The sequence below is a fragment of the Granulicella sp. S156 genome (assembly GCF_009766105.1).
Taxonomy (GTDB): Bacteria; Acidobacteriota; Terriglobia; order Terriglobales; family Acidobacteriaceae; genus Granulicella.
Genome location: NZ_LMUH01000022.1, coordinates 177,614 through 202,672 on the forward strand (window position 1 = coordinate 177,614; position 25,059 = coordinate 202,672).

At 57.8% G+C, this 25,059-nt stretch carries 22 protein-coding genes; 10 read left to right on the forward strand and 12 right to left on the reverse strand.

Annotated elements, in window-relative coordinates:
• The first annotated feature begins 165 nt into the window (after nt 1-165).
• Nucleotides 166-1,668: an APC family permease gene (locus tag GSQ91_RS16450; RefSeq protein WP_158822851.1), complete on the forward strand. Its 1,503-nt coding sequence runs from the start codon at nt 166-168 to the stop codon at nt 1,666-1,668.
• A gap of 416 nt (nt 1,669-2,084) precedes the next feature.
• On the opposite strand, the gene GSQ91_RS16455 is transcribed toward GSQ91_RS16450, so the two are convergent.
• The 8 genes from GSQ91_RS16455 to GSQ91_RS16490 form a co-directional block, all read right to left on the reverse strand.
• Entirely contained in the window at nt 2,085-2,807 is a 723-nt protein-coding gene (locus tag GSQ91_RS16455; protein ID WP_158822852.1) for a TIGR03435 family protein, read from the reverse strand.
• Nucleotides 2,808-2,991: 184 nt separating this feature from the next.
• A complete protein-coding gene (locus GSQ91_RS16460) occupies nt 2,992-4,797 on the reverse strand; it encodes a DUF885 family protein (RefSeq protein WP_254064641.1) in 1,806 nt (601 codons plus the stop codon).
• Nucleotides 4,798-4,886: 89 nt separating this feature from the next.
• Nucleotides 4,887-6,476 carry an aldehyde dehydrogenase (NADP(+)) gene (locus GSQ91_RS16465; protein WP_158822854.1) on the reverse strand — a complete coding sequence of 530 codons (1,590 nt, stop codon included), beginning with the start codon at nt 6,474-6,476 and terminating at the stop codon, nt 4,887-4,889.
• Nucleotides 6,477-6,479: 3 nt separating this feature from the next.
• Nucleotides 6,480-7,409: a dihydrodipicolinate synthase family protein gene (locus GSQ91_RS16470; protein WP_158822855.1), complete on the reverse strand. Its 930-nt coding sequence runs from the start codon at nt 7,407-7,409 to the stop codon at nt 6,480-6,482.
• 8 nt (nt 7,410-7,417) lie between these two features.
• Nucleotides 7,418-8,722: an FAD/NAD(P)-binding oxidoreductase gene (locus tag GSQ91_RS16475; RefSeq protein ID WP_254064643.1), complete on the reverse strand. Its 1,305-nt coding sequence runs from the start codon at nt 8,720-8,722 to the stop codon at nt 7,418-7,420.
• Nucleotides 8,719-8,970 (reverse strand): (2Fe-2S)-binding protein, encoded by a 252-nt coding sequence (locus tag GSQ91_RS16480; protein ID WP_158822856.1) that lies wholly within the window; start codon nt 8,968-8,970, stop codon nt 8,719-8,721. The genes GSQ91_RS16475 and GSQ91_RS16480 overlap by 4 nt, the downstream gene beginning before the upstream one ends.
• Nucleotides 8,963-10,084, reverse strand: a complete 1,122-nt coding sequence (locus GSQ91_RS16485; RefSeq protein ID WP_158822857.1) for an FAD-binding oxidoreductase — start codon at nt 10,082-10,084, stop codon at nt 8,963-8,965. Before GSQ91_RS16485 ends, GSQ91_RS16480 begins: the two co-directional genes overlap by 8 nt.
• Nucleotides 10,084-11,043, reverse strand: a complete 960-nt coding sequence (locus GSQ91_RS16490; RefSeq protein WP_158822858.1) for a proline racemase family protein — start codon at nt 11,041-11,043, stop codon at nt 10,084-10,086. Before GSQ91_RS16490 ends, GSQ91_RS16485 begins: the two co-directional genes overlap by 1 nt.
• Before the next feature lie 111 nt (nt 11,044-11,154).
• Between GSQ91_RS16490 and GSQ91_RS16495 the strand changes: the two genes are divergently transcribed.
• The 8 genes from GSQ91_RS16495 (at nt 11,155) to GSQ91_RS25740 (ending at nt 20,237) form a co-directional block, all read left to right on the forward strand.
• Nucleotides 11,155-11,910 (forward strand): GntR family transcriptional regulator, encoded by a 756-nt coding sequence (locus GSQ91_RS16495; RefSeq protein ID WP_254064645.1) that lies wholly within the window; start codon nt 11,155-11,157, stop codon nt 11,908-11,910.
• 141 nt (nt 11,911-12,051) lie between these two features.
• On the forward strand, nt 12,052-13,299 hold the full coding sequence (locus GSQ91_RS16500) for an aminotransferase class I/II-fold pyridoxal phosphate-dependent enzyme (protein WP_216845291.1): 1,248 nt from the start codon (nt 12,052-12,054) through the stop codon (nt 13,297-13,299).
• A gap of 324 nt (nt 13,300-13,623) precedes the next feature.
• Nucleotides 13,624-14,244: a 30S ribosomal protein S4 gene (rpsD, locus tag GSQ91_RS16505; RefSeq protein ID WP_158822860.1), complete on the forward strand. Its 621-nt coding sequence runs from the start codon at nt 13,624-13,626 to the stop codon at nt 14,242-14,244.
• Between the two features lie 122 nt (nt 14,245-14,366).
• A complete protein-coding gene (locus GSQ91_RS16510; protein WP_158822861.1) occupies nt 14,367-16,643 on the forward strand; it encodes a TonB-dependent receptor in 2,277 nt (758 codons plus the stop codon).
• A 28-nt stretch (nt 16,644-16,671) separates the two neighbouring features.
• On the forward strand, nt 16,672-16,917 hold the full coding sequence (locus GSQ91_RS16515) for a hypothetical protein (RefSeq protein ID WP_158822862.1): 246 nt from the start codon (nt 16,672-16,674) through the stop codon (nt 16,915-16,917).
• 405 nt (nt 16,918-17,322) lie between these two features.
• Nucleotides 17,323-18,321 carry a sirohydrochlorin chelatase gene (locus GSQ91_RS16520; protein WP_158822863.1) on the forward strand — a complete coding sequence of 333 codons (999 nt, stop codon included), beginning with the start codon at nt 17,323-17,325 and terminating at the stop codon, nt 18,319-18,321.
• A 10-nt stretch (nt 18,322-18,331) separates the two neighbouring features.
• On the forward strand, nt 18,332-19,324 hold the full coding sequence (locus GSQ91_RS16525; RefSeq protein WP_254064646.1) for an FTR1 family protein: 993 nt from the start codon (nt 18,332-18,334) through the stop codon (nt 19,322-19,324).
• 421 nt (nt 19,325-19,745) lie between these two features.
• Nucleotides 19,746-20,237 (forward strand): hypothetical protein, encoded by a 492-nt coding sequence (locus GSQ91_RS25740; RefSeq protein ID WP_216845293.1) that lies wholly within the window; start codon nt 19,746-19,748, stop codon nt 20,235-20,237.
• 77 nt (nt 20,238-20,314) lie between these two features.
• Here the strand turns inward: GSQ91_RS25740 and GSQ91_RS16535 are convergent, their stop codons facing one another.
• Complete coding sequence (locus tag GSQ91_RS16535; protein WP_158822864.1) at nt 20,315-21,007, reverse strand: M24 family metallopeptidase; 693 nt, start codon at nt 21,005-21,007, stop codon at nt 20,315-20,317.
• Between the two features lie 38 nt (nt 21,008-21,045).
• Here GSQ91_RS16535 and GSQ91_RS16540 point away from each other — a divergent pair, with 38 nt between their 5' ends.
• Nucleotides 21,046-21,399 (forward strand): CHY zinc finger protein, encoded by a 354-nt coding sequence (locus tag GSQ91_RS16540; RefSeq protein WP_158822865.1) that lies wholly within the window; start codon nt 21,046-21,048, stop codon nt 21,397-21,399.
• 186 nt (nt 21,400-21,585) lie between these two features.
• Here the strand turns inward: GSQ91_RS16540 and msrB are convergent, their stop codons facing one another.
• From msrB to GSQ91_RS16555, 3 genes are all read right to left on the reverse strand, one after another.
• A complete protein-coding gene (gene msrB, locus GSQ91_RS16545) occupies nt 21,586-22,212 on the reverse strand; it encodes a peptide-methionine (R)-S-oxide reductase MsrB (RefSeq protein WP_158822866.1) in 627 nt (208 codons plus the stop codon).
• Nucleotides 22,213-22,259: 47 nt separating this feature from the next.
• A complete protein-coding gene (locus GSQ91_RS16550; protein ID WP_158822867.1) occupies nt 22,260-24,002 on the reverse strand; it encodes a cytochrome c biogenesis protein DipZ in 1,743 nt (580 codons plus the stop codon).
• Nucleotides 24,003-24,429: 427 nt separating this feature from the next.
• Complete coding sequence (locus GSQ91_RS16555) at nt 24,430-25,044, reverse strand: GAF domain-containing protein (protein WP_254064647.1); 615 nt, start codon at nt 25,042-25,044, stop codon at nt 24,430-24,432.
• Nucleotides 25,045-25,059: the final 15 nt, after the last annotated feature.

Sequence of the window (25,059 nt, forward strand, 5' to 3'; positions counted from 1 at the left end):
ACTTTTCATGGGGTTGTACTACTAGAGTTGTTAAACAGAACGCCAAACTCAGGAGAATGGATTGCACGCTACGAAACAAAGCCGTAGACGTTTTCTGAAGACCACTTCTCTCGTCGCAGAACTGCCGCCGCTCTCTGCAGCGGCGGTAACGGTTGGGGCATAGCGATGGAGACAAGACCAGAGGTAACCGCATCCGTAGATTCCATCGAGCACCCGGCCGAGTTCCGCAAGGCGCTCGGTCTGTTCGACTCCATCATGATCGTCGCCGGAATCATGGTTGGCTCCGGCATCTTCATCGTCAGTGCGGAGATCTCGCGGCAGGTCGGCTCTTCCGGATGGCTGCTGGCCGCCTGGGTCATCACCGGTGTTCTCACCTTGTCGGCGGCGCTCAGTTACGGAGAGCTCGCCGCCATGATGCCGCAAGCGGGTGGCATGTACACCTACCTTTGCGAGGCCTTCTCCCCACTGCTCGGATTTCTGTATGGCTGGACGCTACTTACCGTCATTCAGACCGGAACCATCGCAGCGGTCGCGATCGCCTTCGCGCGCTTTAGTGGAGTGGCGTTTCCAATCGTCAACGAGAGTCACTACCTGATCGCTCCCGTTCGCATACTGCCTGGCTACGCGCTCTCACTCTCAACCGCGCAGGCCGTCGCGCTCGGCATCATCCTGCTTACTGCAATTGTCAACAGCTACGGCGTGCAGTGGGGCAAACTGATCCAGAACATCTTCACCGTTGCCAAGCTGACCGGCATGGTCGCACTGCTTGCCCTCGGAGCCCTTGCGTTCTTCCTCCATCCCAACATCTTTCACGCCAACTTCACCGGGGCCTGGCATCCGCACGATGTTGTCGGGATCGGCGGCGTGAGCGCAGTGACCTCCTTCGGCATGTTCGTTGCGTTGTGCGTCTCGCAGACCGGCTCGCTCTTCTCTGCCGACTCGTGGCACGACATCACCTTCGTCGCCGGCGAGGTGCGCAACCCCAAGCGCAATCTTCCCCTCGCGCTTGGCCTTGGAACCTCGCTGGTCATTACGCTTTATCTACTCTGCAATCTCTGCTATCTCGCGGTACTGCCGCTGCATGCTATCCAGACAGCGCCTGGCGATCGTGTCGCGACCCTGGCCGTCGACACCATCCTCCCCTCCTTCGGCAAGCTGGCCATGGGTCTGTTGATCATGGTGTCCACCTTCGGCACCGTGAACGGTCTCACCCTTGCAGGAGGACGCGCCTGTTATGCGATGGCGCAGGATGGCCTGTTCTTCCGTCGCGCAGGACAACTCAACAAAGCGCGCGTCCCCGGTTGGGCGCTGGCGCTGCAGTGCCTGTGGTCGCTCTTCCTGGTGCTTCCCCGCACCTACGACGCCGCAACCGGCCAGTATGGAAATCTTTACAGCAATCTGCTGGACTATGTGATCTCGGCAGCGCTTCTCTTCTACATCCTCACTGTCGCCGCTCTCTTTCGTCTGCGCCGCACCCGCCCGGATGTACCTCGTCCCTACCGTGCCTGGGGCTACCCCTGGCTTCCTGCGCTGTACATCGTCGGCGCAGCCATCGTGCTTTCAGTCTTGTTCTGCTACAGAACCGCAACCACTTGGCCAGGCCTGCTGATCATTGCGAGCGGCATACCCGTGTACTTCTTCCTGAGAAGACGATCCTCGAAGCCCTGACAACTTAGAGCCGTTTCCGCAATGGTGTTTAGGAGCAGTTGCCTTTGCGGTTGCCGTTGCCTTTCTGGTTGTCATTCCGAGGCGCAGCCAAGGAACCTGCTTTCTCCCGTTTTTTCTTACGCCGCCACTGGAACAGTAAGTAATGGATCAGGATGATTGCCGTACGCTCTCCCGGAACCTACTGAGTCAAGGCTCTTGCCGCAGTTTTGAAGTTGCCGAAAGGACTACTTTACGGATATCCAAAGACTGCGATCTCTATTCAGCCACTCGCGCCTGTCAAATCTAGGGCTCTGTCACTCAGTCTGGAAAAGCCGAGACGCGGACCGTCTGGCTGAACACGCTGAGGAGCTATCCGCCTCTATGTCGAATTTGCTACGGATCTCACCCCAGAGCACCGGGAAGGAAGGTTCACCTATCTAATTCGCACTCGCCTTATCGACCTTGTCCACGACCATCACATCCACCATATCTTTCTCCCGCACCAGCTTCAGCCCAATCTCTCCCTGCAGAGTCTCATTCAGTACCAGCAGGTAATCATCAATCCCCTTTGGCTGCTCCGACAGGTACTTCGTGAATTCGAACGCAAAATCCCACCGCCCCGCCAGCCCAGTCTTATCCACTATCGGCCTCTCCTGCACGTCCCCCAGAAAATCTGCAAACTCCTGCATCGTCAACGCCCGCGCCACGGTCCCTGTCGCCGAGTTCTGGTGAAACGACTCCTCCCCTTCCTTGGCCGGGATCAACTTCGGTCCGCTCTTCGCCACCTCCAGCGCATACGACTTCAGTTCGCGCTTCTCCTTGTGAAACGCCAGCCCAAACCGCTCTGCCAGCAGCGACCGCATCATCTCCTTCATCGCGTCCTTGCTCACAACGCCATCGGACTTAGCCGTAATGTCCCACCGCTCCGACGTCAGCAAGTCCGGGCCTACCACCTGCGCCCTTTGTACGCCATAGGCCCACTTGATGCACGTGGCGATCGTCACATCTCGCATCATCAGGGTCCCCGGCCACAGCTTTGTCTCACCATCACTCTCAAACTGCACCTGTGCTGCTCTCGGACGGATCGTCGCCGCAGCAAACGTCGCCTGAGCCGCCGCCACACCGCTCCACAACATTGCCAACAGGACCAGGACCTTCATCGCGTCACCTCAGATTGCTACAGCCCCCTAGACCGGGCGACGCTCCAAAAGTTTCATCTGCTCCTTCAAAATTCGAAAAGGAAGGTGGAATCGCCAGCCTCGGGCGGCCTACGTTCCCCTCCGCAAAGACAGCGGCTAGGATATATAGCCCCTTCTGGACTCGCATTCACGTTGGCCTCTTCCCCTACTTCCCGACCTTCGACTCCTCATCGATCCAGCGCGTCACGCTCGCATCCAGCACATCCAACGGCACAGGCCCCAGTGACAACACACGAGCATGAAACTGCCGAACGTCGAAGCGTTCTCCCAACCGCACTCGCGCGCGTTCACGCAGTTCGAGAATCTTCTGCTGACCCAGCCGATAGCTCAACGCCTGCCCCGGCCACGAGATATAACGATCCACCTCAGTCTGGATGTTCTGATCGTCCATTGCCGTATGCTGCTTGAAGAAGTCGACCATCTGCTGCCGTGTCCAATGCTTCTCGTGTACGCCGGTGTCGACAACCAGACGAATCGCCCGCCACATCTCGTTCTGCAGCCGTCCATATTCGCTATACGGGTCCTGGTAAAAACCCAGCTCTTTGCCGAGCAGCTCCGCATACAAGGCCCACCCCTCGGAGTAAGCGTCGTATGAGGCAAAACGCCGGAACTGCGGCAGCTCTTTGAGCCCGTCCGCGAAGGAAAACTGCAAATGATGTCCGGGAAGTCCCTCGTGGTACGCGATGGCCTCGACATTCAGCAGCAATCGATCGCTGGGGTTATAAAGATTGACATTCACCCTGCCGGGGCGGCCGCTCGCGATAGAACCCGGAGAATAGTCCGCAGGCACCGCATTCGGCGCGCGGAAGCTATCCATCGGCACGACCTCCAGCGGCAGTACTGGAGGAACAGGCACAACCTCCGCCAGCTTGGAACGCGACTGGTCTTCATAGTGCTGATACAGCCCCAACAGTTGATCCGCAGAGGTTGCCCGCAGCTTCGGGTCAGATTGAATGTGCTTATGAAAGCTGGGCAGGTCGCTATATCCCTGTGTCTTCGCGAGCGCCAGCATCTGCGCCTCAATCGCGTGGACCTCGCGCATGCCCTCGTCAAAGATCGCATTGGCATCCATGGTCGTCTGTACGTGCTCGCGAATGGCATTGCGATATAACGCTTCCCCATTCGGCAGCGCCCAGATGCCAGGCTCGGTACGTCCGGCCGGTGCATACGTATCGTGCACAAACGTTGCGAAGAGCGCATAGGCCGGTAGCACGCTCTGCGCGATGGCCGCCAGCAAATCAGCACGCAACGTCTGCTGCTCCGCAGCGCTTACCGCAGAGGGAAAGTGCTCGAGCGGCAGCGCAAAGGGACTCTTCTCAGGAGCAGTCGAAGCGATATCCTGCGACTGGACCGCAACCTTCTCCAAAAGGTAGCGCGGCTCCATCAGATGATCCTGCATGCCCTGCCGCATCACGGACATCTCCTGATCGAAGACACGCGGTACCTGCCGCAATCGTGCAATGTAGTTTCGATAGTCCTGAGCACTGCGAAAGGGCATCTGCGAATACATCGCAGCGAGATCCAGATGCACGCCGTTCATCTGGCTGACCGGCATCTCCCACTCCTTCAGCCGATAGCTCTCGAGCGACGCCTCAAGCTCGCGCTGCATCATCTCGCGACTGATCATGTGCTGCTCATCGAGATCACTTGCAGGAATCTTATCCAGCAGCTTCAACTGCTGCTCGGCATGGGCCGCCTCACGTGTCTCCTCCGCGGCGGAGTAGTCGCTCAAACGATCGTTGAACCGCGTATCTCCGACATACGTCGCCGTCTCGGGATGGTGTTCGAGTTCATACTCCCAGTCCGCGGCGAAAAAAGCGTCAAGCTGCGCCGCATTGCTGGACGGCTGCTTCTGTGTAGCGGCTTGCGCGAGAGACACCCGCGCCGGAAGAGCAACGGTCAGCAGCGCTCCCAATAGCAGACAACGCTCCGCGATCCAACGATGATTCAAACGCCCACTTCCTTTCTTGCGTCCATATTTATTGGGCGATATTCGCACAAGCATTGCCAGAGCACCAACCCTCCCACGTTTTGCCACACTTACTGATGCCCACTCCATACACCGTTCCACAAACGCACAATGCCGAGAGGGTTGTCATCCTGCAATGCCGGCTCAAGAGCCGACTGCGGTAGTCCCTGGTAGGCCACCGGACGCACGAAACGGAAGATGGCCTGGCTGCCCACAGAGGTCGATCGACCATCCGACGTCGCCGGATACGGGCCTCCATGCACCATCGCGTGGCACACCTCTACCCCAGTCGGAAAGCCGTTGAAGATAACCCGACCGACCTTCGTCTCAAGTACTCGCAATAGCTCGCTGTGCTCTCGAAGGTCCTGCTCGGTGCCAAGAATCGTGGCTGTGAGATGCCCCTCCAGCCCCCGCACAGCCTGTAACATCTCATCTTCGCCGCTGTAATTCACCAAAAGCATAGTCGGACCGAAGATCTCTTCAGCCGAAGCCGGATCAGCAAGAAACTCACTGCCCGTTGTCTCCAACAACACCGTCTGTGCGGAGAATCCCTCTCCCGCCGCTGCGCCTGCCGCCGTTCGTTGCTGCCCACGCTGGACCTGAGCCTTTTCATAAGCAGAAGCGATCCCAGAGGTAAGCAGAGAGAACGACGGTCCACTCTGCGTCACGCTTCGCAGCCGTTCCACGAAAGCTTTGCTGTGCGACGCCAGCGCAAACACGATGCCGGGTTTCGTGCAGAACTGTCCTCCGCCCAGCGTGAACGAGGCATGCAATCCCGTTGCTAGTTCTTCACCACGCTCTGCGAGGGCACCCGGCAATATAAAGACAGGATTCGTACTGCCCATCTCCGCATAGACCGGGATCGGATCATGACGCTTCGCCGCAAGATCCATCAAAGAACGTCCGCCCCGAAACGAACCGGTGAAACCCACAGCACGAATGCCCGGATGCTGCACGAGAGCCGCACCGACTTCGTATCCGCTATCGAACAACAGAGAGAAGTATCCTGCGGGAAGACCGCTCGCCTGCACCGCTTCCGTAATAATGCGGCCAACGATTTCACTTGTACCCGGATGTGCGGGATGCGCCTTGACAATCACCGGATTGCCGGCAGCCAGCGCGGACGCTGTATCGCCACCTGCCACAGAAAACGCCAGCGGAAAATTGCTTGCACCGAAGACAGCAACCGGCCCCAGCGGACGCAGCATCGACCGGACATCGGGTTTTGGCGGTGTGCGTGTCGCATCTGCCGTATCGATCCGGGCCATCACCCAGGAACCCTCTTCCACCACACTGGCAAAGAGGCGCAACTGCCCACTGGTGCGCGCTACCTCACCCGTAAGGCGAGGTAGCGGCAACGCTGTCTCCAGGTGTGCTCGTTCAATCAACTCCGCCGCAGCAGCGTCGATGCCGTCTGCGATGCTCCGCAGGAGAAGCCCGCGTTCTTTGCCAGAGGCCGCGGCCAAAGCAACAAATGCTTCCGACGCTGCTGCGACAGCTTGATCTACCTCGTTGCCAGTCGCCGAGAAAAACGCAGGTTGCAACTCGCGGCCATCGCCGGGATGATAGCCGTAAAACTTCGAGCTGCCCTCTGCGGCAACCTGGCCTGCAATCAACGAACGTCCGACGAGCTCATGCTTGGCTGGAGTAGGGTTGCTCATCGCTTAGGCTTCCTTGAGAGCGGGAAAGGTTGTGGACTTAACCGCAGGACGATTTGCCAGCGCGATGCTCAACGCCTTCTGCGCGGCTGTCAGTTCAGCACCATGAAGCTCCAGGCGCGGAGCGCGCACTGTGGCCGAACCGGTTCCAGTCTCACCCTGCACCCACTTGATGAGCTGCACAAACTTGGGCACCGTATCCATGCGAAGTAGAGGCAGGAACCAACGGTACAGCTCGAATGCCTCCTCACGCTTACCCGCGAGCGTCAGGTTGAAGAGCTCAACCGACTCCGCCGGGAAGGCGTTGACGAGGCCAGCAACCCATCCTCTTGCGCCAATGTTCACGGCCTCAACGAGCACATCGTCCACGCCCACAAAGATCTCGAGCCGGTCTCCCAGAATCTCGCGAATGCCAGCAACGCGCCGAACATCGGCACTGGACTCCTTCACCGCCGCCAGATTGGCGTGTTCAGCAGCAAGCTCCGCAATCTGCTCGGGCAGAAAGTCTGTCTTATACGCCACCGGGTTGTTATAGAGCATGCAGGGGAGCTTGGTTGCAGTTATGATCGTCGCGACATGCTGCTTCATCTCTCGCCAGTCCGAGGTATAAACGTAGGGCGGCAGGACCATCAGGCCTTCACAGCCAACATCTTCCGCCTCCTTCGCCAGCTTCACCGCGTTCGCGGTCGAGAGCGATGAGATCGCCGCAACCACAGGCGTCTTTTTCTTTGCGGAAGCACGCACAGCCGTCTTCAACACCTCGATCTTCTCCGTGTGCTCCAGCGTCGCCCCCTCACCGAGAGAGCCCAGCATCACCAGGCCGGTGCATCCGTTCTCCAGCAGCCAAGTTGCGTGCTGCGATAGAAAAGCATGATCGACAGCAAGCTTGCTGTCGAACGGTGTCGTCATTGCGGGCATTACTCCAAACCACTTCATAACATCTCCTAATGGACTATCGTTTCAGGTGAAATAGAAATCTCTTCGCTGTCGAAGACTTCAAGGGGAACGGGAAAGAGGGGCGGACGCACCGAGGTCGCGCGCCAGTTGAAGAGTGTCTGCACAGCGGAGCCGCAGATGCGTCCCTGGCAAGGGCCCATGCCGCAGCGTGTCTGCAATTTAGCGTCCGTCCAGGATATGTGCTCTTGCAGCTGCGAGAACGGCACATCTTCGCAACGGCAGACGATAGTGTCGGGTACAGCAAGAGAGCGCAGCTCTGGACGCAGTCGAAACGCCGCCTCCAGCCTGCGTGCGAAGGCCTGTTCCCTGCTACGGCGGCCATACAACTCAGACGCCTCCCGCGCCGCGCCGGCAGCGCTCAGACCTGCAATCTCACCCTGGATCAGAGCAGCCTCAAGCCCCGCAATTCCAGTCGGCTCTCCCGCGCAAAAAACATTCGCGACCGAGGTCTGTTGTCGCACATTCACCTCAACAAAGTCGCCTCTCAATTTGCAGCCAAGCAATTCGGCGAGCTCCGTATTGGGAACAAGATGAAAACCGCAGGCCAGCAGATCGCACGGCTCACTCCATACACGCCTGCCGTTCGTCAGCCGAACCCCACGCACCGACTCTTCCCCCTCAACCGCGACCGGCCAGCAACCCATGCGATAGGGAGTGCGCGCAAGTGAAGCACGGTAGCGCGCGCCTTGTAGCAGCTTCCCTAAACTTGACCCTAGGAGAGAGGCAGCGAACGGCAGCAACTGTCGAAGCGGTGCCTGTTCCGCAATGGCAACAACCTTCGCCCCATACTCCTGTAGATGCGCTGCCACCGCTAGAAGAAGGGGTCCGCTACCTGCGACGACGACACGCTTGCCCTCCACGTAGAAGCCGCCCTTCACCAGGGCCTGCAGCCCTCCGGCACCAAACACTCCGGGCAAGGTCCATCCCGGAAACGGCAAGAACCGCTCCCGCGCGCCAGTGGCCAGGATCAGACGATCCCACGCAAAACTCTCCGCCCTGGTTCCGTCCGCCATAGTGATCACAGCTCGCAAGACACCCGGCGCCGGCTGATCGACGACCTGCCTGCCTGCGAGAATCTCAGCCCCGGAAGAACGAAGCGCTGCGATGGCCTTTGTCTTTGCGGGGTCTTCTTTAGTTCGTGCGGAGTCGATGCCGCCTCGCCAGATCTGTCCGCCTGCCGCTACATTGTCATCCAGCACAATCGTGCTGCAGCCATTCTTAGCAGCCGCAGTCGCTGCGGCGATGCCTGCAGGCCCTGCTCCGATAACGAGCACATCCGTCCTTCGCATCATCGCTGTGTCTCCACGCTCATACCCTCGTGGCATAGCATCTGACAGGTGCGCTGGTGCGCAACACCATCTATAACTGCACGGCACTCGAAGCAGATTCCCATGCCGCAGAACGCGGTGCGCGGCTCACCGGAGACCGACATTCGACAAGGTTCCCCCACAGCAAGCAACGCCGCACTCACTACAGAACCTGCAGGCACCACCACAGTGTGACCATTCACGTGAATCGTTATCGTCGAACGCTCAGGCATGCTTCGTCTCCATCAGCGCAATACGCGACGGCAGGAACGGCGTAGCGTCGATCCCTGGGACACGGCCCAGGAGGCCATCGACCAACAGCCTTGCGGCTCCTGGCGCATTCGTAATTCCAAGCCCCTCGAAACCCATCGCAAGAAATATCGTGGGATCATCTGTCGGACCTATCAGTGGTAACTTGTCCGGTGTAGCGGCGCGAAAGCCTGTCCACGCGCGGATACCGGAGATCCCGGCAAGTGCCGGCATATAGCTGCGTGCGCGCTCCAGCATCGAGCGGAGTATTCTCTGGTCGATTCCCGGATTTTCATTTCCATACTGCCGCGACGACCCGATAAGCAACTGGCCTGTAAGCCGCGGCTGGATATTGAACGCAACGGAGTCCGACGATATCTGATGCGCGCTCTTCAGATATCCCAACTCCACCAGTTGATGATGGAGAAACCCGGGGTACCGGTCAGTGATGAGTAGATGCCCCTTCCTCTTCTGGATGGGCAACGAGGGGAGCAGCGCAATATCCGCTCCCGTTGCGACGACAATACGATCCGCCGCATAGGTAGTTCCGTCTCTCAGTGTGACAATCCCTTTGCCGATGTGGTCTGCGCCCTGTCCCCGCAATAACACCGCTCCGCCACGGACAGCCTCGTGCAGAAAGAACGCAGCAGCTGTCGGCGGATAGATCACAGCATCGTCCAGCACAAGCAAGCCGCCCGCAAGCCCTGCTCGCAGATTCGGCTCCGCTGCTGCAAGCGCGCGCGCATCAAGCACCTCCGACTCCACTCCAGCCAGAGCATAGGTCTTGCGCTTCGCATGAACCTCACCCATCTCTTCGTCATCTGCCGCCACCCACACCGTGCCGCGCCGCTCGTACTCGACTCCTACTGGCAGATGCGGCAGCAGCTCCTGCCACAGCGACCGCGAATACCGGGTCAAGGCAAGCTGAGCAGGCGAGTCATCCATCACGACAATGTGCCCCATGCCGGCAGCAGTCGTAGCGCCGCCGGGCACATCGCGCTCGACGATGCCTACCCGCAACCCGGCCCGCACACACTCCAGCGCGCAGGCACAACCAACGATGCCAGCTCCGAGAATGAGGACATCAAAACCACGCATCAGAAAGGAATCCCCTCACGAAAAGGATCCGTTGCATCAAACAAAAGAGTCGATTCGGCCGTAACCCACGCGCGCCCGCTAATGACAGGAAGAACACCGTCACCCTGCGCCATGACCGAACCCACGAAGACAGTTCCGAGGATCCCCTCCTGTCGCCATGAGGCCCCTTCGTCGAGCTTGCCATCTGCATGCAGGCAGGCCATCTTCGCGCTCGTGCCGGTTCCGCATGGAGAGCGGTCGAACGACGCACCTGGACAAAGGACGAAATTGCGGCTCGAGTTCCCCTGGTTCTCTGCCGCGGAAAAGAGCTCGATGTGATCGATGACCGCTCCGCCTTCCCCCGTGATGCCGTTCTCTGCCAATGCGGTTCGAAGGGCTGTCGTCACGGCAATCAGAACAGTACGCTCGGCGAGCCTTAGATCATAGCTATGCTCCGCTACCAGGAAAAACCAGTTGCCACCCCATGCGACGTCTCCGGCAAATTGACCATAGCCCGGGACCTCCACGGAGACGTTCTGACGATAGCGATAGCTCGGGACATTCCGCACGGAGACAGTGCCATCAGAATGCAGCTCCGTCTGCACCGTGCCGACGGGCGTCTCAATGGAGTGTTTCCCTGGGGCAATACGGCCGAGGTGCGCCAGCGTCGTCACCAAGCCAATCGTTCCGTGCCCGCACATTCCCAGATAGCCGACATCGTTGAAGAAGATGACACCAGCCGCCGATGCAGGATTAACCGGCTCGCACAACAAAGCGCCAACCACCACTTCAGATCCGCGCGGCTCGAAAACTACCCCCTTACGGAAGCCATCATGCGCTGTGCGTAACAGCGCCAGGCGGCTCTGCAAATCGCCAATGCCCAGCTCGGGACCGCCCGCGATGACGACGCGCGTCGGCTCTCCGGCGGTGTGTGAGTCAATCACCTGAACACGTTTCTTATTGGTTTCACTCTCTGTCATGATCCAAATTGTAGACTATTTTGGATATTTCAAGGCCAGCTTTTTCTCGGAATACTTTGTTTGCGATAAAGTGGTGACGGGTAGGAAAGATTGAAAAGAAAAGTCTCTAGCTTGAAACAAGCTGCTCCCATAAAGAGTCGGCTGCAACCCTTGGTGCCCGGCAAGAAACGCGAAAAGCCGGAACATGGGACCAGCCTGCTGACTGCTTTCCAGGAGATACGCGAACTCATCGTGCATGGAAAGATGTCTCCCGGCACCTGGATCGTAGAAGCCGATTTGGCAGAGCGACTTAACCTGAGTCGCACGCCGGTTCGCGCTGCCGTCCATTGGCTGCAGCGCGAAGGTTACGTCCTGGAACATCGTAATGTCAGCAAGTCCCGCATGATCGTAGCCCCCCTCACCAAAGAGGACGCCAACGAACTGTATCGAATCATCGGTCATCTGGAAGGCATTGCTGGGCGTGGTGCAGCGGGAATGCCAAAGAGTGATCGGCTGGAATTGGTCAAGAAGCTTAATGAGGTCAACGACCGGTTGCTTAAGATAGCCGATGGGCGCGGTGGTCATTCCGGAGAGATCTTCGAGTTGGATCGGACCTTTCACCGCATGATCGTCAATGCTGGTGCGGGTGCCCGGCTATCCACACTGCACAATGCTATCGAACCGCAGGCCGAGCGATATTGGCGCTTATATGCAAGTTCCATCATCAATGCTCTTCACACCTCCGTAGATGAGCACAAAAAGATCATCCACGGGCTTATCGAAGGCGATGCGGATGAGGTTGAGGCAGGCTTGCAGTACAACTGGCTGAAAGGCTCCGAGCGACTTGGCCACGTGATTGATATCTTCGGCGAACGCGGCAGCTGGTAAAGAGAAGGACGAACCACCCCCTTTACCTACACTGAAATGCCATCAAGAAATCATGGAACCCGCGCTGCGAACAATATCCCACTTCTTCGAACATTGAGTTCGATGTATTTAATCAGCAGCACCTTATTACAGGAGATAGGTATGTCTTTGAAGCAGCTTCAGGCAAACTACAGCGCTCTTCAAGAGCGCGGACTCACATTAGATCTAACGCGAGGAAAGCCATCCCCGCAGCAACTCGATCTCAGCACCGAGCTTTTGAGCCTTCCTGGTGCGACAGATTTCGTGGCCGAAAATGCCACCGACACTCGCAACTACGGCGGGCTACAGGGACTGGTTGAGGCACGTCGTCTGTTATCGAGCGTCCTGGAGGCTCCAGCCGAGCAGATCGTCCTGGCAAATAATGCCAGCCTCTCCTTGATGCATGACATCCTGGTCTTCGCACTGCTCAAAGGAACCTGCGATAGCTCTGAACCCTGGTCGAAACAGGGCGATATCGCGTTCCTCTGCCCGGTGCCTGGATATGATCGGCACTTCAAAATCTGCGAAGACTACGGTATCCGCATGATTCCTGTCCGTCTCCTGGAAGATGGGCCGGATATGGATGAAGTGGAAAGACTCGTCGCTGCGGATGCCTCTATCAAAGGCATGTGGTGCGTCCCGAAGTACAGCAATCCGACGGGCACCGTCTATTCCGATTCCGTCGTGGAACGCCTCGCGGCGATGAAAACTGCCGCTAACGATTTCCGCATCTTCTGGGATAACGCCTACGCGGTGCATCACCTCACCGAAGAGCAGGTCTCGATCGCAAACCTCCTGGAGAGGAGCGCCGCGCATGGTCATGCGAATCGGGCTTTCGTGTTCGCTTCCACGTCCAAGATCACCTTTGCTGGCGCCGGCCTTGCTGCCGTCGCTGCGTCAAAGCCCAATGTGCAATGGCTGCTCACGCGTTTGACGCCACGGACGATTGGACCTGACAAGATTAATCAGCTGCGCCATGTTCGCTTCCTAAAGAACCAGGAAGGCATTACTGCGTTGATGGAGAAGCATCGGCAACTACTCGCACCGAAGTTCGAAGCTGTTCTGGAGATCTTTGCGACGGAGTTATCGGGGCTCTCCGATGTCAGTTGGACCACGCCCAAAGGCGGGTACTTTATCAGCCTGGAGGTTCCCGCAGGATGTGCGAAGCGGGTTGTGGCCTTGGCTAAAGACGCCGGTGTTGTCCTGACTCCTGCAGGAGCTACACACCCTTATGGCAAGGATCCTGAAGACCGCACGATTCGCATAGCCCCCTCGTTCCCTAACCTGGCTGAGGTCCAAGAGGCTGCTAAAGCTGTCGCCCTATGCGTTCAGCTTGCAGCCGCAGAGAAGTTCGAGCAGGTGGCTGTGTAGCGATTCGATGTTCTATGGCCAAAGACACCCCCATGAAAATCATGGGGGTGTCGTGTTTGTAGGATCGGGTGCGAATGACATAAATCTGCCGCCCAAGCCGATTCCCCGTTCGATCCCCAGATTCTGCCGATTACCCCTTGATTGATCCCTTTCGCTGATATATGTTGGCTTTAGGAAAGCCGACCATTTTAGTCTTCATTCAAGGTTGAGCTGCTGCGGAGTCTTTTGGCGAAGCGCCGCAGCAGTCTCGGAGATCGATGACGAAGGCTTGCAGCTTGCCGTTGAGGGCGGCGTTGCAGGCCAATCCACAAGGGAGACGGCGGGATGAGTGAACGAAAGAAGTGGAAGATCCAGCGCGCGCTGGGTCTGGAGTTGCCGGGTCTGGGAAAGCCGGGCGCGCTCGAAAAGAGAAATTATCCACCGGGACAGCATGGCAGGCTGCGCAGGAAAACTACGCAGTTCGGCACCCAGCTCCGCGAAAAGCAGAAGCTGCTCTTCCACTATGGGCTGCGTGAGGAGCAGTTGCAGCGTTTCGTGCGCAAGGCTCGCAGCCTGAATGCCTCCGACTGGATGGAGAGCCTTATCGGGCTGCTGGAGCGCAGGCTCGACAACATCGTCTTCCGGCTGGGCTTCGCGCGCAGCGTGGCAGCGGCGCGCCAACTCGTCTCGCATGGACACATCATGGTGAATGGGCGGCGGGAGACGATTGGCTCCATGGTGCTGCGCCCCGGCGAAGTCATCTGGCTGACAGAGCGTGCCAGCCAGATGGGGCCTGTGCAGGAGGCTCTCCAGTCGCCGCGGCTTCCCTTGCCTTCTTATCTTCAGCGCCAGAATCCGAGCACGCCGGACCGCGGAATCCTGTTGTTTATTCCCGGCTCCGGACATGTGCCGTTCGAGTTCAACAAGATACAGGTCGCGGAGTATTACGCAAAGCGCGGCGTTTGATTTACCGCTAAGGGCGTTCCCTCAGCTGGTCTTTTGGCGAAGCGGCTGAGGGAATGGAGATCGATAACCAAGGTGGTTGATTCATAGCAAGAATCGTCGCCGCAACCTCGAAAGGTGAGGCTATGCGAAAGACTTTATCAGCGCTTGTGCTGCTGACCTGCAGTTCCCTCTGGGCGCAAGACGCCGGCAAAGACGTCGCAGGACGTGTTCTTGATCGACAGGGCAATGGGTTGTCCCACGCGGAGGTTACGCTTCGCAACACGCTGACCGGCGTAGCGCAAAAGATGCTGACGACGGATGACGGCAGATATTCCTTTGCGGGGGTCTCGTCCGGCGAGTACATTCTCACCGCTACGGCGACGGGGCTGGCGCCCGATACGCACTCTGTTCAAGTGAGAGCAGGCGCTCCGGTAGAGAACCTGGATCTTGCCCTCTCGGTCGCTACGGTCGAGCAGAGCGTCACAGTGGTCTCGGCCTCGCGCGTGGAAGAGCTGCAGCAGGATTCCCCGTTGCCCATCGATGTGGTCACGAAGCAACGGATCGAACGCACCGGCTTTGAAAGCGTCGCCGACGTGCTGAGCGAGTTACCGGGGGGCGTTACGCGGAACAATGCCTCGTTCTCCGGTTCGTCTCAGGAACAGATCGACGGCGTTGCTTCGCAGGATATTCTCGTGCTGCAGGATGGGTTGCCGGTTGTAGGCGCGCGTGGCATCAACAGCGGCATCATCGATCTCGGTCAGCAAAACGTCGGCCGCCTGGATCGCGTGGAAGTAGTGCGGGGAGCGGCGTCGTCCCTGTACGGAACCGACGCCATCGGGGGCGTGATCAATATGATCACGCACGAACCGGTACATCCCTTCGAAGGCGGCCTTCGTCTCTCAGGCGGCGACCTGGGCACCTTCGATGGAGACCTTGACCTTGGGACACAATGGAAGAACCTCACAGCGTTCACCGACCTCGAACTGCACCGAGTCAACTCCTACACGCTGATTCCAAATGATGAGAGCACCATCGGCGCGAACAATCAGCGCTATGACGGCTTCGTCAAGCTGCGATACAGCTTCAACCCGCGAGCTTCCATCGGCTATACCGGCGATGCGTATCACGACACCTCCACCGGAAAGAACACGGACATCACAGGAGCAGCGGCATCCGGTTACGACTATGCCGTAAGTCATGACAGCACGCAGACTCATGCGCTGGCCGGAGACTTCCTTCCGACCTCGAGCACAACCGTGCAGGCGCGCCTCTATGAGGCTCGCTTCGACTCGAACTCTTACCAAAACCCGATCAATGCGGACAACAGCCACGGTGCGCAGTTTGATTACGGCAACCTGTACGAGCGGTATCACCGTGCCGATGCGACTGTATCGCAGCAGGTGGAATCGTGGCAGTTCCTGCAGGGCGGTGACGAGTGGGTACAGGACTCGTACCGTGGTCTGAACCGCATCGTCGGCAGCGACGATGGGCAACAGATCACGACGAACGATGTCTGGCTGCAGGACCGCATTCAGCCGTGGAAGAAGCTGATCATCAACCTCGGCGGCCGTTACAACCACCACTCGCTCTATGGCAGCCACGTAGTTCCAAAGATCGGCCTAGTGTACAGGGTGAATGACCATTGGACCGTGCGCGGAGCTTATGGCAAAGGCTTCCGTTCGCCTTCTCTGGGTGAGCTGTATTATCTGCTGCTACATCCGGAGTACGGGTATCAGGTGATCGGCAATCCGACGCTGCAGCCAGAGCGGAGTGAGAGTTATTCCGTCGGCGCCGACTATCAGGTCAATCGCTACAGTTTTGGAGCCACACTCTATCGCAATAATTTGAACCACCTTATCAACTACGTCTATGCGGGCTTTCCCACCAGTGAAGCCGACCTGGATGCCCTGCTGGCGCAGTATGGGATTCCTGCGTCCTTCGGCGCACAGCCATTTCTTGCCACGTATCTCTATACCAACGTCGATCAGGCCTACACCCAGGGCATCAACCTGAAGGGCAGTGTGCTTCTCACCAGGAATCTGCGCGTCGATGGGTTCTATGCCTATCTCGATCCTTACGATGTCACCGACAAACAGACCTTGACCGAGCGCAGCCGTAATCAGGGATCCGTGCGGACTGAGTATGTCTCGAACCGGTTGGGAGTTGTCGCCAACATTCGCGGTAACTTCTTCGGACGCTATCTGATCAATGCCACTACCGGAGAGCACGAACAGGCTTACGCTCTCTGGAACTTCTACGCCTCGAAGAATATTGTGCACGGACTTCAGGCCTATGGGGCAGTCGACAATCTCGGCAATAGCCGCGACAGCCTTCTGGCACAGACACCTCCAACCTACGATCGCACCGACTACGGAAGAACCTTCCGCATCGGCATGCGGTATACCTTCCCGCACGAATAAACGGACGCTGAAAGACCAAGGAGTCGTTATGGATGAGATCAATGTGACGTTAGCGGAGATGTCTGGCCTGGGGCGTGTCTGGCTGTGCGAATGCAACTCGATTCACCTCAGCATCGGGCCGGTCACAGTCACGTTGGCGCCGGAGGCGTTTCTCCAGACGGCCTCTATGGTTCGTTATGCAATGGAACAACTAGCCGTGATCGTCGCAGCGAAAGAGGTTGCGGGTGATCCGATGCAGGGGTTCGAACCGCAGCACAGCCGTTTCACGAATTGAGATGCGGGAGCAAGAATGAACAGGAGAAGCACAAATTCGAGCCCCGCAGGGGCGACGCCATCACAGCCCAGGGTGAAACCCTGGGTAACTTGGCCTGATAGAACGCAGAGCCCTGAAAGGGCGACCTATTGGTGGCGGCACGATAGATCGCGCTTTCAGCGCTCTACATTCTCTTGGGTCCCATTACCCAGGGTTTCACCCTGGGCTGTGATGGCGTCGCCCCTGCGGGGCTTGGATCCTTGGCACTTCTTCCCTCTGATCTCACCTGAAACTGCTGTCGTTCATCAGGAGAAAGAGCCGGGCTTTAAAGGCTGTGGCATTCCCTAATGCCCGGGCCTATCTCAGTAGCAGCAGTAAAGACGGTGTTGCAGTAAATCCAGATGCGTTTGTCCCGAAGGAGCAACGATGAAAAATACTTTGCAAAGCATGGCCTTCCTTATCTGTCTGTTGATCGTGGGCTTCGTGCGAGCTCAGAGTTCCACTCCCGTTCGGGCGCAGCGCGAGGGAGTGCTTTTGCTTGCGCACGGCGGCAGCGCGCAGGAGTGGAATGAAGAGGTGCGCCACGTTGCCGATCAGGTTGACCTCACCATTCCTACGGAGGTCGCCTTCGGTATGGCGACGAAATCGACCATACAGGCAGGCATCAACCGGCTGGTTGCTCGCGGAGTCACCGAGATCGTTGTGGTGCCGCTGTTTGTGAGCTCGCATAGTTCGGTCATCGACAGCACAGCGTATCTTCTTGGCCTTCGCGCACAAGAGCCTGAAGAGCTGAAGATGTTCGCCACGATGGATCACGGAGGCGGCATGATAATGAGCGGAGGCGGCATGATAATGAGCGGAAGCGCCATGCAGCACGATCCCGCTGCGACTGCTGAGGCGGAAAAGCCTATCTCCTCTTCCGTTCCGATCCGCATGGCGTCCGCACTCGACCATCACCGGATTGTGGCGGATATTCTGCGTGACCGCGCCGCTTCCATCAGCCACAACCCAGCACGCGAAGTGGTGATTCTGATTGCTCATGGGCCGGTGCCAGAAGACGAGAACAAGCTATGGCTTCATGACATGAACACCCTCGCGGAACAGATGCAGCAGCAGACCCACTACGCAGGCATTGAATGCCTCACTCTTCGGGATGATGCGGATGAGCCTGTCAGAGATGCTGCCACAAAACAGCTTCGGGAGAAGGTCGAGCAGGTTACCAAGGCAGGCAACACTGCGCTCATCGTGCCTTTGCTCCTCTCCTACGGGGGTATTGAGGATGGCCTTCGCAAACGCCTGTCCGGTCTCACCTACAGCATGCCTTCGCAGGCACTCCTGCCGGACACGCGCATCGTGGGCTGGGCCCTCGAAGCTGCGCGAAGCAATGTCACGGCTTCCGATACAGCAGCGGCGCTGAAGAAGTAAGAGGTACATCATGTCTTCCTTTGCTATTCCCCACCCTGCTCGGCGCATACGGCGCGTTGGTGTGCTTGCCTTCGCCGTGGCAGCTGCTCTTCTGCTTGCCGTATTGGTATGGCAAGGGATTACATCCTCAGGAAACCCGAACCCCACTGCTCCGCAAACTACCAGTTCAGCGGCGGTGCTCGATATTGGGGTGCTGGTCTTTCGTGAGGGGTTGGAGTGCATTCTCGTGCTGGCAGCGATCACGGCAGGCATGACAGGAGAACAGCAGGCCCACCGGCGGCCGGTAGCAATGGGCGCTGGTGTTGGATTTCTCGCAACGCTCCTTACCTGGTTCGTTGCTGTAGGAGTTCTCAATGACATCAGCCAGAAGATCTCGGCGCTTAATCTCCAGGCAGTCACAGGTCTACTGGCGATTGTTGTGTTGCTCATCGTCATGAACTGGTTCTTTCACAAGATGTATTGGACCGGGTGGATCTCTCTTCACAACCGGCGCAAGCGTGAGTTGCTGGAGGATAGAAGAGACTCTGGCACGAAGAGAAACGTGCTGCTGGGGATGGGCCTGCTAGGCTTCTCCTCCATGTATCGGGAAGGCGTGGAGGTTGTGCTCTTTCTACAGAGCTACCGGCTTAAGCTTGGCAACGAAGTCATCTTCTATGGCGTTCTGATTGGACTGTTTTTATCGGCGATCGTGACCGTTCTTACGTTTGCGGCGCATCGTAAATTGCCCTATCGAAAGATGCTGATCGTCACGGGCATCCTGCTTAGTCTTGTTCTGTTTGTCATGGTGGGCGAACAGATCCAGGAGATGCAACTGGCCCACTGGTTGCCGACCACTACGATCCGAGGGCTCGCCGACAAGTTCCCTTCGTGGATCGGATTGTGGTTTTCGATCTTTCCAACCGTGGAGACACTGACAGGGCAAGCGCTCGCCCTTGTTCTTGTGTTTGGTTCTTATTTTGTGGCAGAGCGGTCGTCGCGGAAGACAGCTGCGAAGTTGAAGTAATAAGGGGTGTCTTGAGTGTTTGGTATAAAGTGGAGCACACGAAGAACAAGCAACAGCAAAAGCCTTAACGCGGAGGACGCGGAGGTTTCGCAAAGGTCGCAGAGGGTGTCGTAGCGGCCTCTGCGTTTTTCCGCTGCGCCCTCTGCGTTAAGGCTTTTGGACTGTCCGCCACGAATTTGCGGGGAAATAAGAGCGGCCCCATAGGGACAACTGGCGCGTTAGCGACTCAAGACACCTCTGAACAACTACAAAAGCCTGAATTTCGAGGCAATCTACGATTGCCTGCCAGATACCCTTTTTCCGGCATTTCCCATCTACACTATCTGAGTGCTATTTCAGCCTACAGGCCTGAGATAAGCGAACACGGGACACCGTGGTATCCAAAGTTCAGGAACTGCGGCGACCGTCGGAAAGGCTCCAAATGCGTGGACTCAATGTTCTGCTTCGTACAGCGTTGTTGCTCGCACCCCTGACTTTAATGCCAATAGCAGATGCGCAAATTGGCATCGGCATAGGGGTAGGTCCGCCCGTCTGTTCCTACGGTTATTACAACTATGCTCCGTATCCGTGTGCCCCTTACGGTTACTACGGGCCAGGGTATTTCTATAACGGCATCTTCCTCGGCGTAGGCCCGTGGTCTAACTGGGGTTATGGCCATGGCTGGGGTAATCATCGCTTTATCGGCGCCGGTGGCGGAAGATACTACGGTGGTGGCCGTGGCTACGGTGGAAGAGGCTATGGCGGTGGTCGTGGCTATGCCGGTAGAGGCGGCTACGGAGGTGGTCGCGGCTATGCCGGTAGAGGTGGAGCTGCCCGTGGCGGGTTTGGTGGCGGCGGACGCGGCGGTGGCGGCCATGGTGGCGGTGGTGGCCATGGTGGGGGCGGCGGTCATGGCGGTGGCGGTCATCGCTAATTCGCAGCAAATACAAATACGGCACGGCGGAGCTTCAACAGCTCCGCCGTGCCGTTTCTATTAGGTGCGCAAGATGCTCAGCTTACGGTGAGCAGTTCTTCGTAGAAGCCGCCGATCTCGCGCTCTCGGTCTACGAAGTGAATCTCCAGAATCCAGTGGCGCTTCTGACCTTTTTCATCCAATGAACACATCGGCAGATGGCTCTTGGGATGAACATACAGGCTCACTTTGTCGTCGGCGATCCTCTCATGGGGAAACTGTCCGATCAGGTGTCCGGCGATAGGGCCGCCGAACTCCCATCCGAACTTCTCCGCTAACGAGTGAGCGTAGCTGAAAAGCTCGCTGCTTGTGATGTCTGGGGTTTCGTTGAAATACCGCTTGCCCTCAGCGAAAGCTTCACCGACATCCTGCCGCATCTTGTGCTTGAAAGGATCGGAGCCTAGAACAAAGGTTCTGCCGAAATCGGCTTCCCACTTCTCAAAGACTGGCCCAAGATCGAGGAACAGGATATCGTCTTCTCCGATCGTCAGATCGGGAGGATTTTCGGCATACGGCAGCAGGGTGTTTTTGCCTGCGCGAACGATTCGCTTGTGCCAGTAGGTCGTGATTCCATACATCTCCTGGGCCAGGGCGTAGATGTCCGTGTTCAGGCTGCTCTCGGTGATCCCAGGGCGGATCAGGCCGCGCGCTTCCACGTCATGGAATAGTTGTTCTGCCTTGCTCTGAGCTTCGCGGAGCTCTGTTGCCCGCTCCTCTTCCAACGCTGTCATTGCATCCTCCAGACATCCTTATCTTCTAATCTATATCCATGCTTGAGCCTCGTCCCAATGTGAACGGAATCGATCTGGACCCGCAGACTCGCTGCGCGCATTACAACCAGCCGATCGACGTTATTGCGATCAAGATGAAGTGTTGTGACCGCTACTATGCGTGCAAGGATTGCCACGAGGCGTTGGCTGGCCACGACCTCGAAGTGTGGTCGCGCGAGGAGTGGGATCAGTTGGCGGTGCTTTGTGGATGTTGTGGAACCGAGCTGAGTATACGGACCTATATGGAGTGCGGGAATACGTGTCCAGCCTGCGGGGCGCGGTTTAATCCGGGCTGCCGGAATCATTATCACTTCTATTTTGAGACGGAAGAGACGGGTGTTCGGGGCAATTGAGAGGTGCCTCGTGGTGCAAAAAGCCTTGACGCAACGGGCCCAACGGTTCGCGAAGGAACGCGACGGCATTTGTGCTTGGGAGAATGCTTGCTCTAAGCACTACAGCCGTTGCGTATCGTAGCGGGCCGTTGCGCCCGTTGCGTCAAGGTTTTTGCAAGAATGATGGCAGCTGCCTAATGACGCACCCTAGCCCAGCTTCACGAAGCGCATGGATGCTGAGTTCATGCAGTATCTGAGTCCGGTGGGGCGGGGACCGTCGTCGAAGACATGTCCCAGATGCGCGTCGCACTCTCTGCAGGAGACTGCGGTTCGATCCATTCCCAGGGTGCTGTCGCTATTTTCAATGATGTTCTCTTTGGCGATCGGTTGCCAGAAGCTTGGCCAACCGGTGCCGGAGTCGAACTTGGTCGCCGAGTCGAAGAGCGCATTGTCGCAGCAGATGCAGCGGAAGAGGCCGCGGTCGTGGAGATCCCAGGAGTTGCCCGTGTAGGCGCGCTCCGTGCCTGCGTGGCGCGCCACTTCATACGAGATGGGCGAGAGCTGATGCTTCCAGTCCGCGTCCGACTTGATAACGCGGGGCACACTAACTTTGCCGGTGCGTTTGCCATCTGCGGAGAACTGGATAATGGTGACGACGCCAGGAGTTCCACCACTTCCATTTGCTTCCACAGCACCGGTCGGAGAGCGATGCAAAGACCAAAGAGCTACCGCTCCACAGACACCTGCCGCTGTTACAGCGAAGGCACGACGGCTGATACGAGGCGTGGCCTCTGTCGACTCAACTTCCGGCTGTACTTCCGATTTGTTTTCCATGGTGGATCCTTTCTTCAAAGCTGTAGTGGCTGAGATCAAGAGATGTCTTAGCCGAAGGTGAACGAATATGCCTGAACTCCGGGAACGAGAAACTCGATACGGAAGGTACGATCCTGCACAGCCCCTTGCTGGCGAATCAGCTGATACAGACGGTCTTCCGTTACTGTGCCGTAGCCATCTGCATCGGTGTCTACGCCGTGATCTGCACCGGGCGCTTTGCCGTCGAGAGTTACCCGGAAGCGGATAGGTGCACCAGCCTTGGAGGGCCCGAGTACGAGATGCAGGTCACGAGCATGAAAGCGAAAGAAGATGCTGGATGAGGGAGTGAGCGAGGTTGCTATCTGGCCTTCATCTATCCATTTGCCTGCGAAGGCCCACTGATTCAGTTTGAATTCTGCAGGAGCGCGATAGAGTTGCGGATCGTCCTGGTTGAGTCCCTCAGGGGAAGCAAAGTTCTGCGCTCTCTGGTAACCGACGTACGTCTCGGGAGATTGAACCGCGTCCGAGTCGGAGGATGCTTCGGTACCCGTGGCAGCGATCTTTGTGGCCGCATCTGGGAGGGCCTTGTGATTTGCCTCTTCCAGGAGGCTGCGAATCCACTTCTCGGATTCGTCGTAGTTTCCTTCGCCGAAGTGGTGATAACGGATGTGGCCGGTGGCATCGATGAAGTAGTGCGCGGGCCAGTACTCGTTGTTGAAGTTGCGCCAGATGCGGTAGTCGTTGTCCATCGCAACGGGATAGGTGATGCCGAGATCGTGAACGGCCTTCCGCACATTAGACTCGTCTTTTTCAAACGGAAATTCAGGCGTATGGACACCGATGACGACAAGACCGCTGTCCTTGTACTTCTCATTCCAGGCCTTGATGTATGGCAGAGTACGCAGGCAGTTGATGCAGGAGTACGTCCAGAAGTCGACGAGAACAACTTTGCCGCGAAGAGAGGCGGGAGTAAGCGGTGGCGAGTTGATCCACGCGGTTGCGCCAGAGAGATCAGGGAGAGTCGGGAGCGAGGTGTAGTTGCTGCTGCCGGAGGCGGCCATCATCTGATCGTTCGCGGCCATGGTCTGCGCGCTTTGCGGATGGATGCGATCGACGAGCCGCTGCTCCAGACTGGAGGTGCTGGCTAAGGAGAGACGTGTGAGCACACCGCGGTCGAGACCGAGAGCCACGACAACCACACCGGCGAGAACGGCGACGCCAAGGATGCGTCGAATCCATTCTTCAGCGCCGAGAGAACGCTTCATAGCGGCGAAGACACGGCCTCCGGCGAGTAAGGCGACCGTGAGAGAAGTAGCAGCTCCAGCCGCATAGGCAAGGAGGAGGATCGCGGTATGCGCGCTGGCGCCGCCCAAGGCCGCACCTGTGAGAATGAGGCCGAGGATGGGGCCGGCGCACGGCGCCCAGAGCAGGCCCGTGCCGATGCCGAGCAGAAAGGAGTTTGCCACGCTCGGGCCTGCATCGGAGTCCTGCGAAAGTTTGTTGCCGAGTCGTACCAGCGGGCGGGTGAGGCGGTCGGCGAGTGACGAAAACAAAAGAGTAAGGCCGAAGATCCCGAAGAGAATGAGTGCGGCGATACGTCCGAACTGATTGGCGCGGACAGCCCAGCCTCCACCGACAGTTGCGAGGCTGGCTACCAGAGCGAAGGTGACCACCATTCCCGCCAGCAGCGGAAGGCCGCTCTTGCGAAACGGCTGATCGGAGCGCGCAAAGACGAAGGGCAGGACCGGGAGGATGCACGGGCTCAGGATGGTGAGGATGCCACCGACGTAGGCCAGGAAAAGCAAGAACATAGTGCTCACCAACTCCTTTACTTCATGGTCGAACGGTCCAAAATCCAGGACGCGGCTTATTCGCTCCGAATATCAGACTCAAAAAGGCCTATATAGGTTACGGATTGCGAGACGATTTAGTTTTATGGTGTCGTATTGCATGGATAGAACCACTATAAAACTGTCATCCTGAACCCTGAGCGTAGCCGAATGGGCGAAGGACCCCGAAGGGCTCGTCTTACCCATACTGTTCACGCCGTTTCAGTCGAAGAGGTTCAGGCAGGGGGATGTTCGAGGTGGAAAAGGTGTGAACAGTATGGGCAACGTATAGGATCTCGGGGTCCTTCGACTTCGCTCAGGATGACAGTTTTGTAGTGAGTCAAGCGAGAGCAGATTTTGCGGTGACATCAAAACAAAACGAATTGGGTACAGCTAACAGGATTCTGCCTTAAAGCGCAGCCGTCTCGTCAGAATGCTTCTCGATATAGGTCCCGACGATGCGTGCGGCCTCTTCAAGGAATTGGCGATCGTCTTCGGTGAAGGCGGCGGGGTCGTGGCTGTCGATGTCGATTTCGCCGATGACCTTTCCATGGACGTAGATCGGGACGACGATCTCAGACTTAGTTTCGATGGAACACGAGAGATAGCGGGGATCGGCATTTACATCATCAACGATGACCGTTTCGCCGGTGGCAACAGCAGCACCGCAAATGCCCTGCGAGACGGGAATACGGACATGCTCCGTTGGCGCGCCCACGAAGGGGCCGAGGACCAGAGTCTCGGAGTCGTCTGGATCCAGCATGTAAAAGCCGGTCCAGTTGTAGTGAGCGAGACGCTGCGATATTCCTTCGACGATGCCCTGCTGCAAAACTTGCAGAGCAGTTGCGCTCGACGCAATTTGACGGAACTCGACGAGGAGTGAGCTTCTGTCGGTGGCGCGAGAGAGATTGGCCATGCTGTAAGTATCTACCAATATCAATAGATGCAGCGTCATGGCCGAAGTCGCTGCCTTGTAGGCGACATGCCGAAGAGCCGGTATACTCGGCCCCATACGAAATGGCATACGTCGCACACTCCG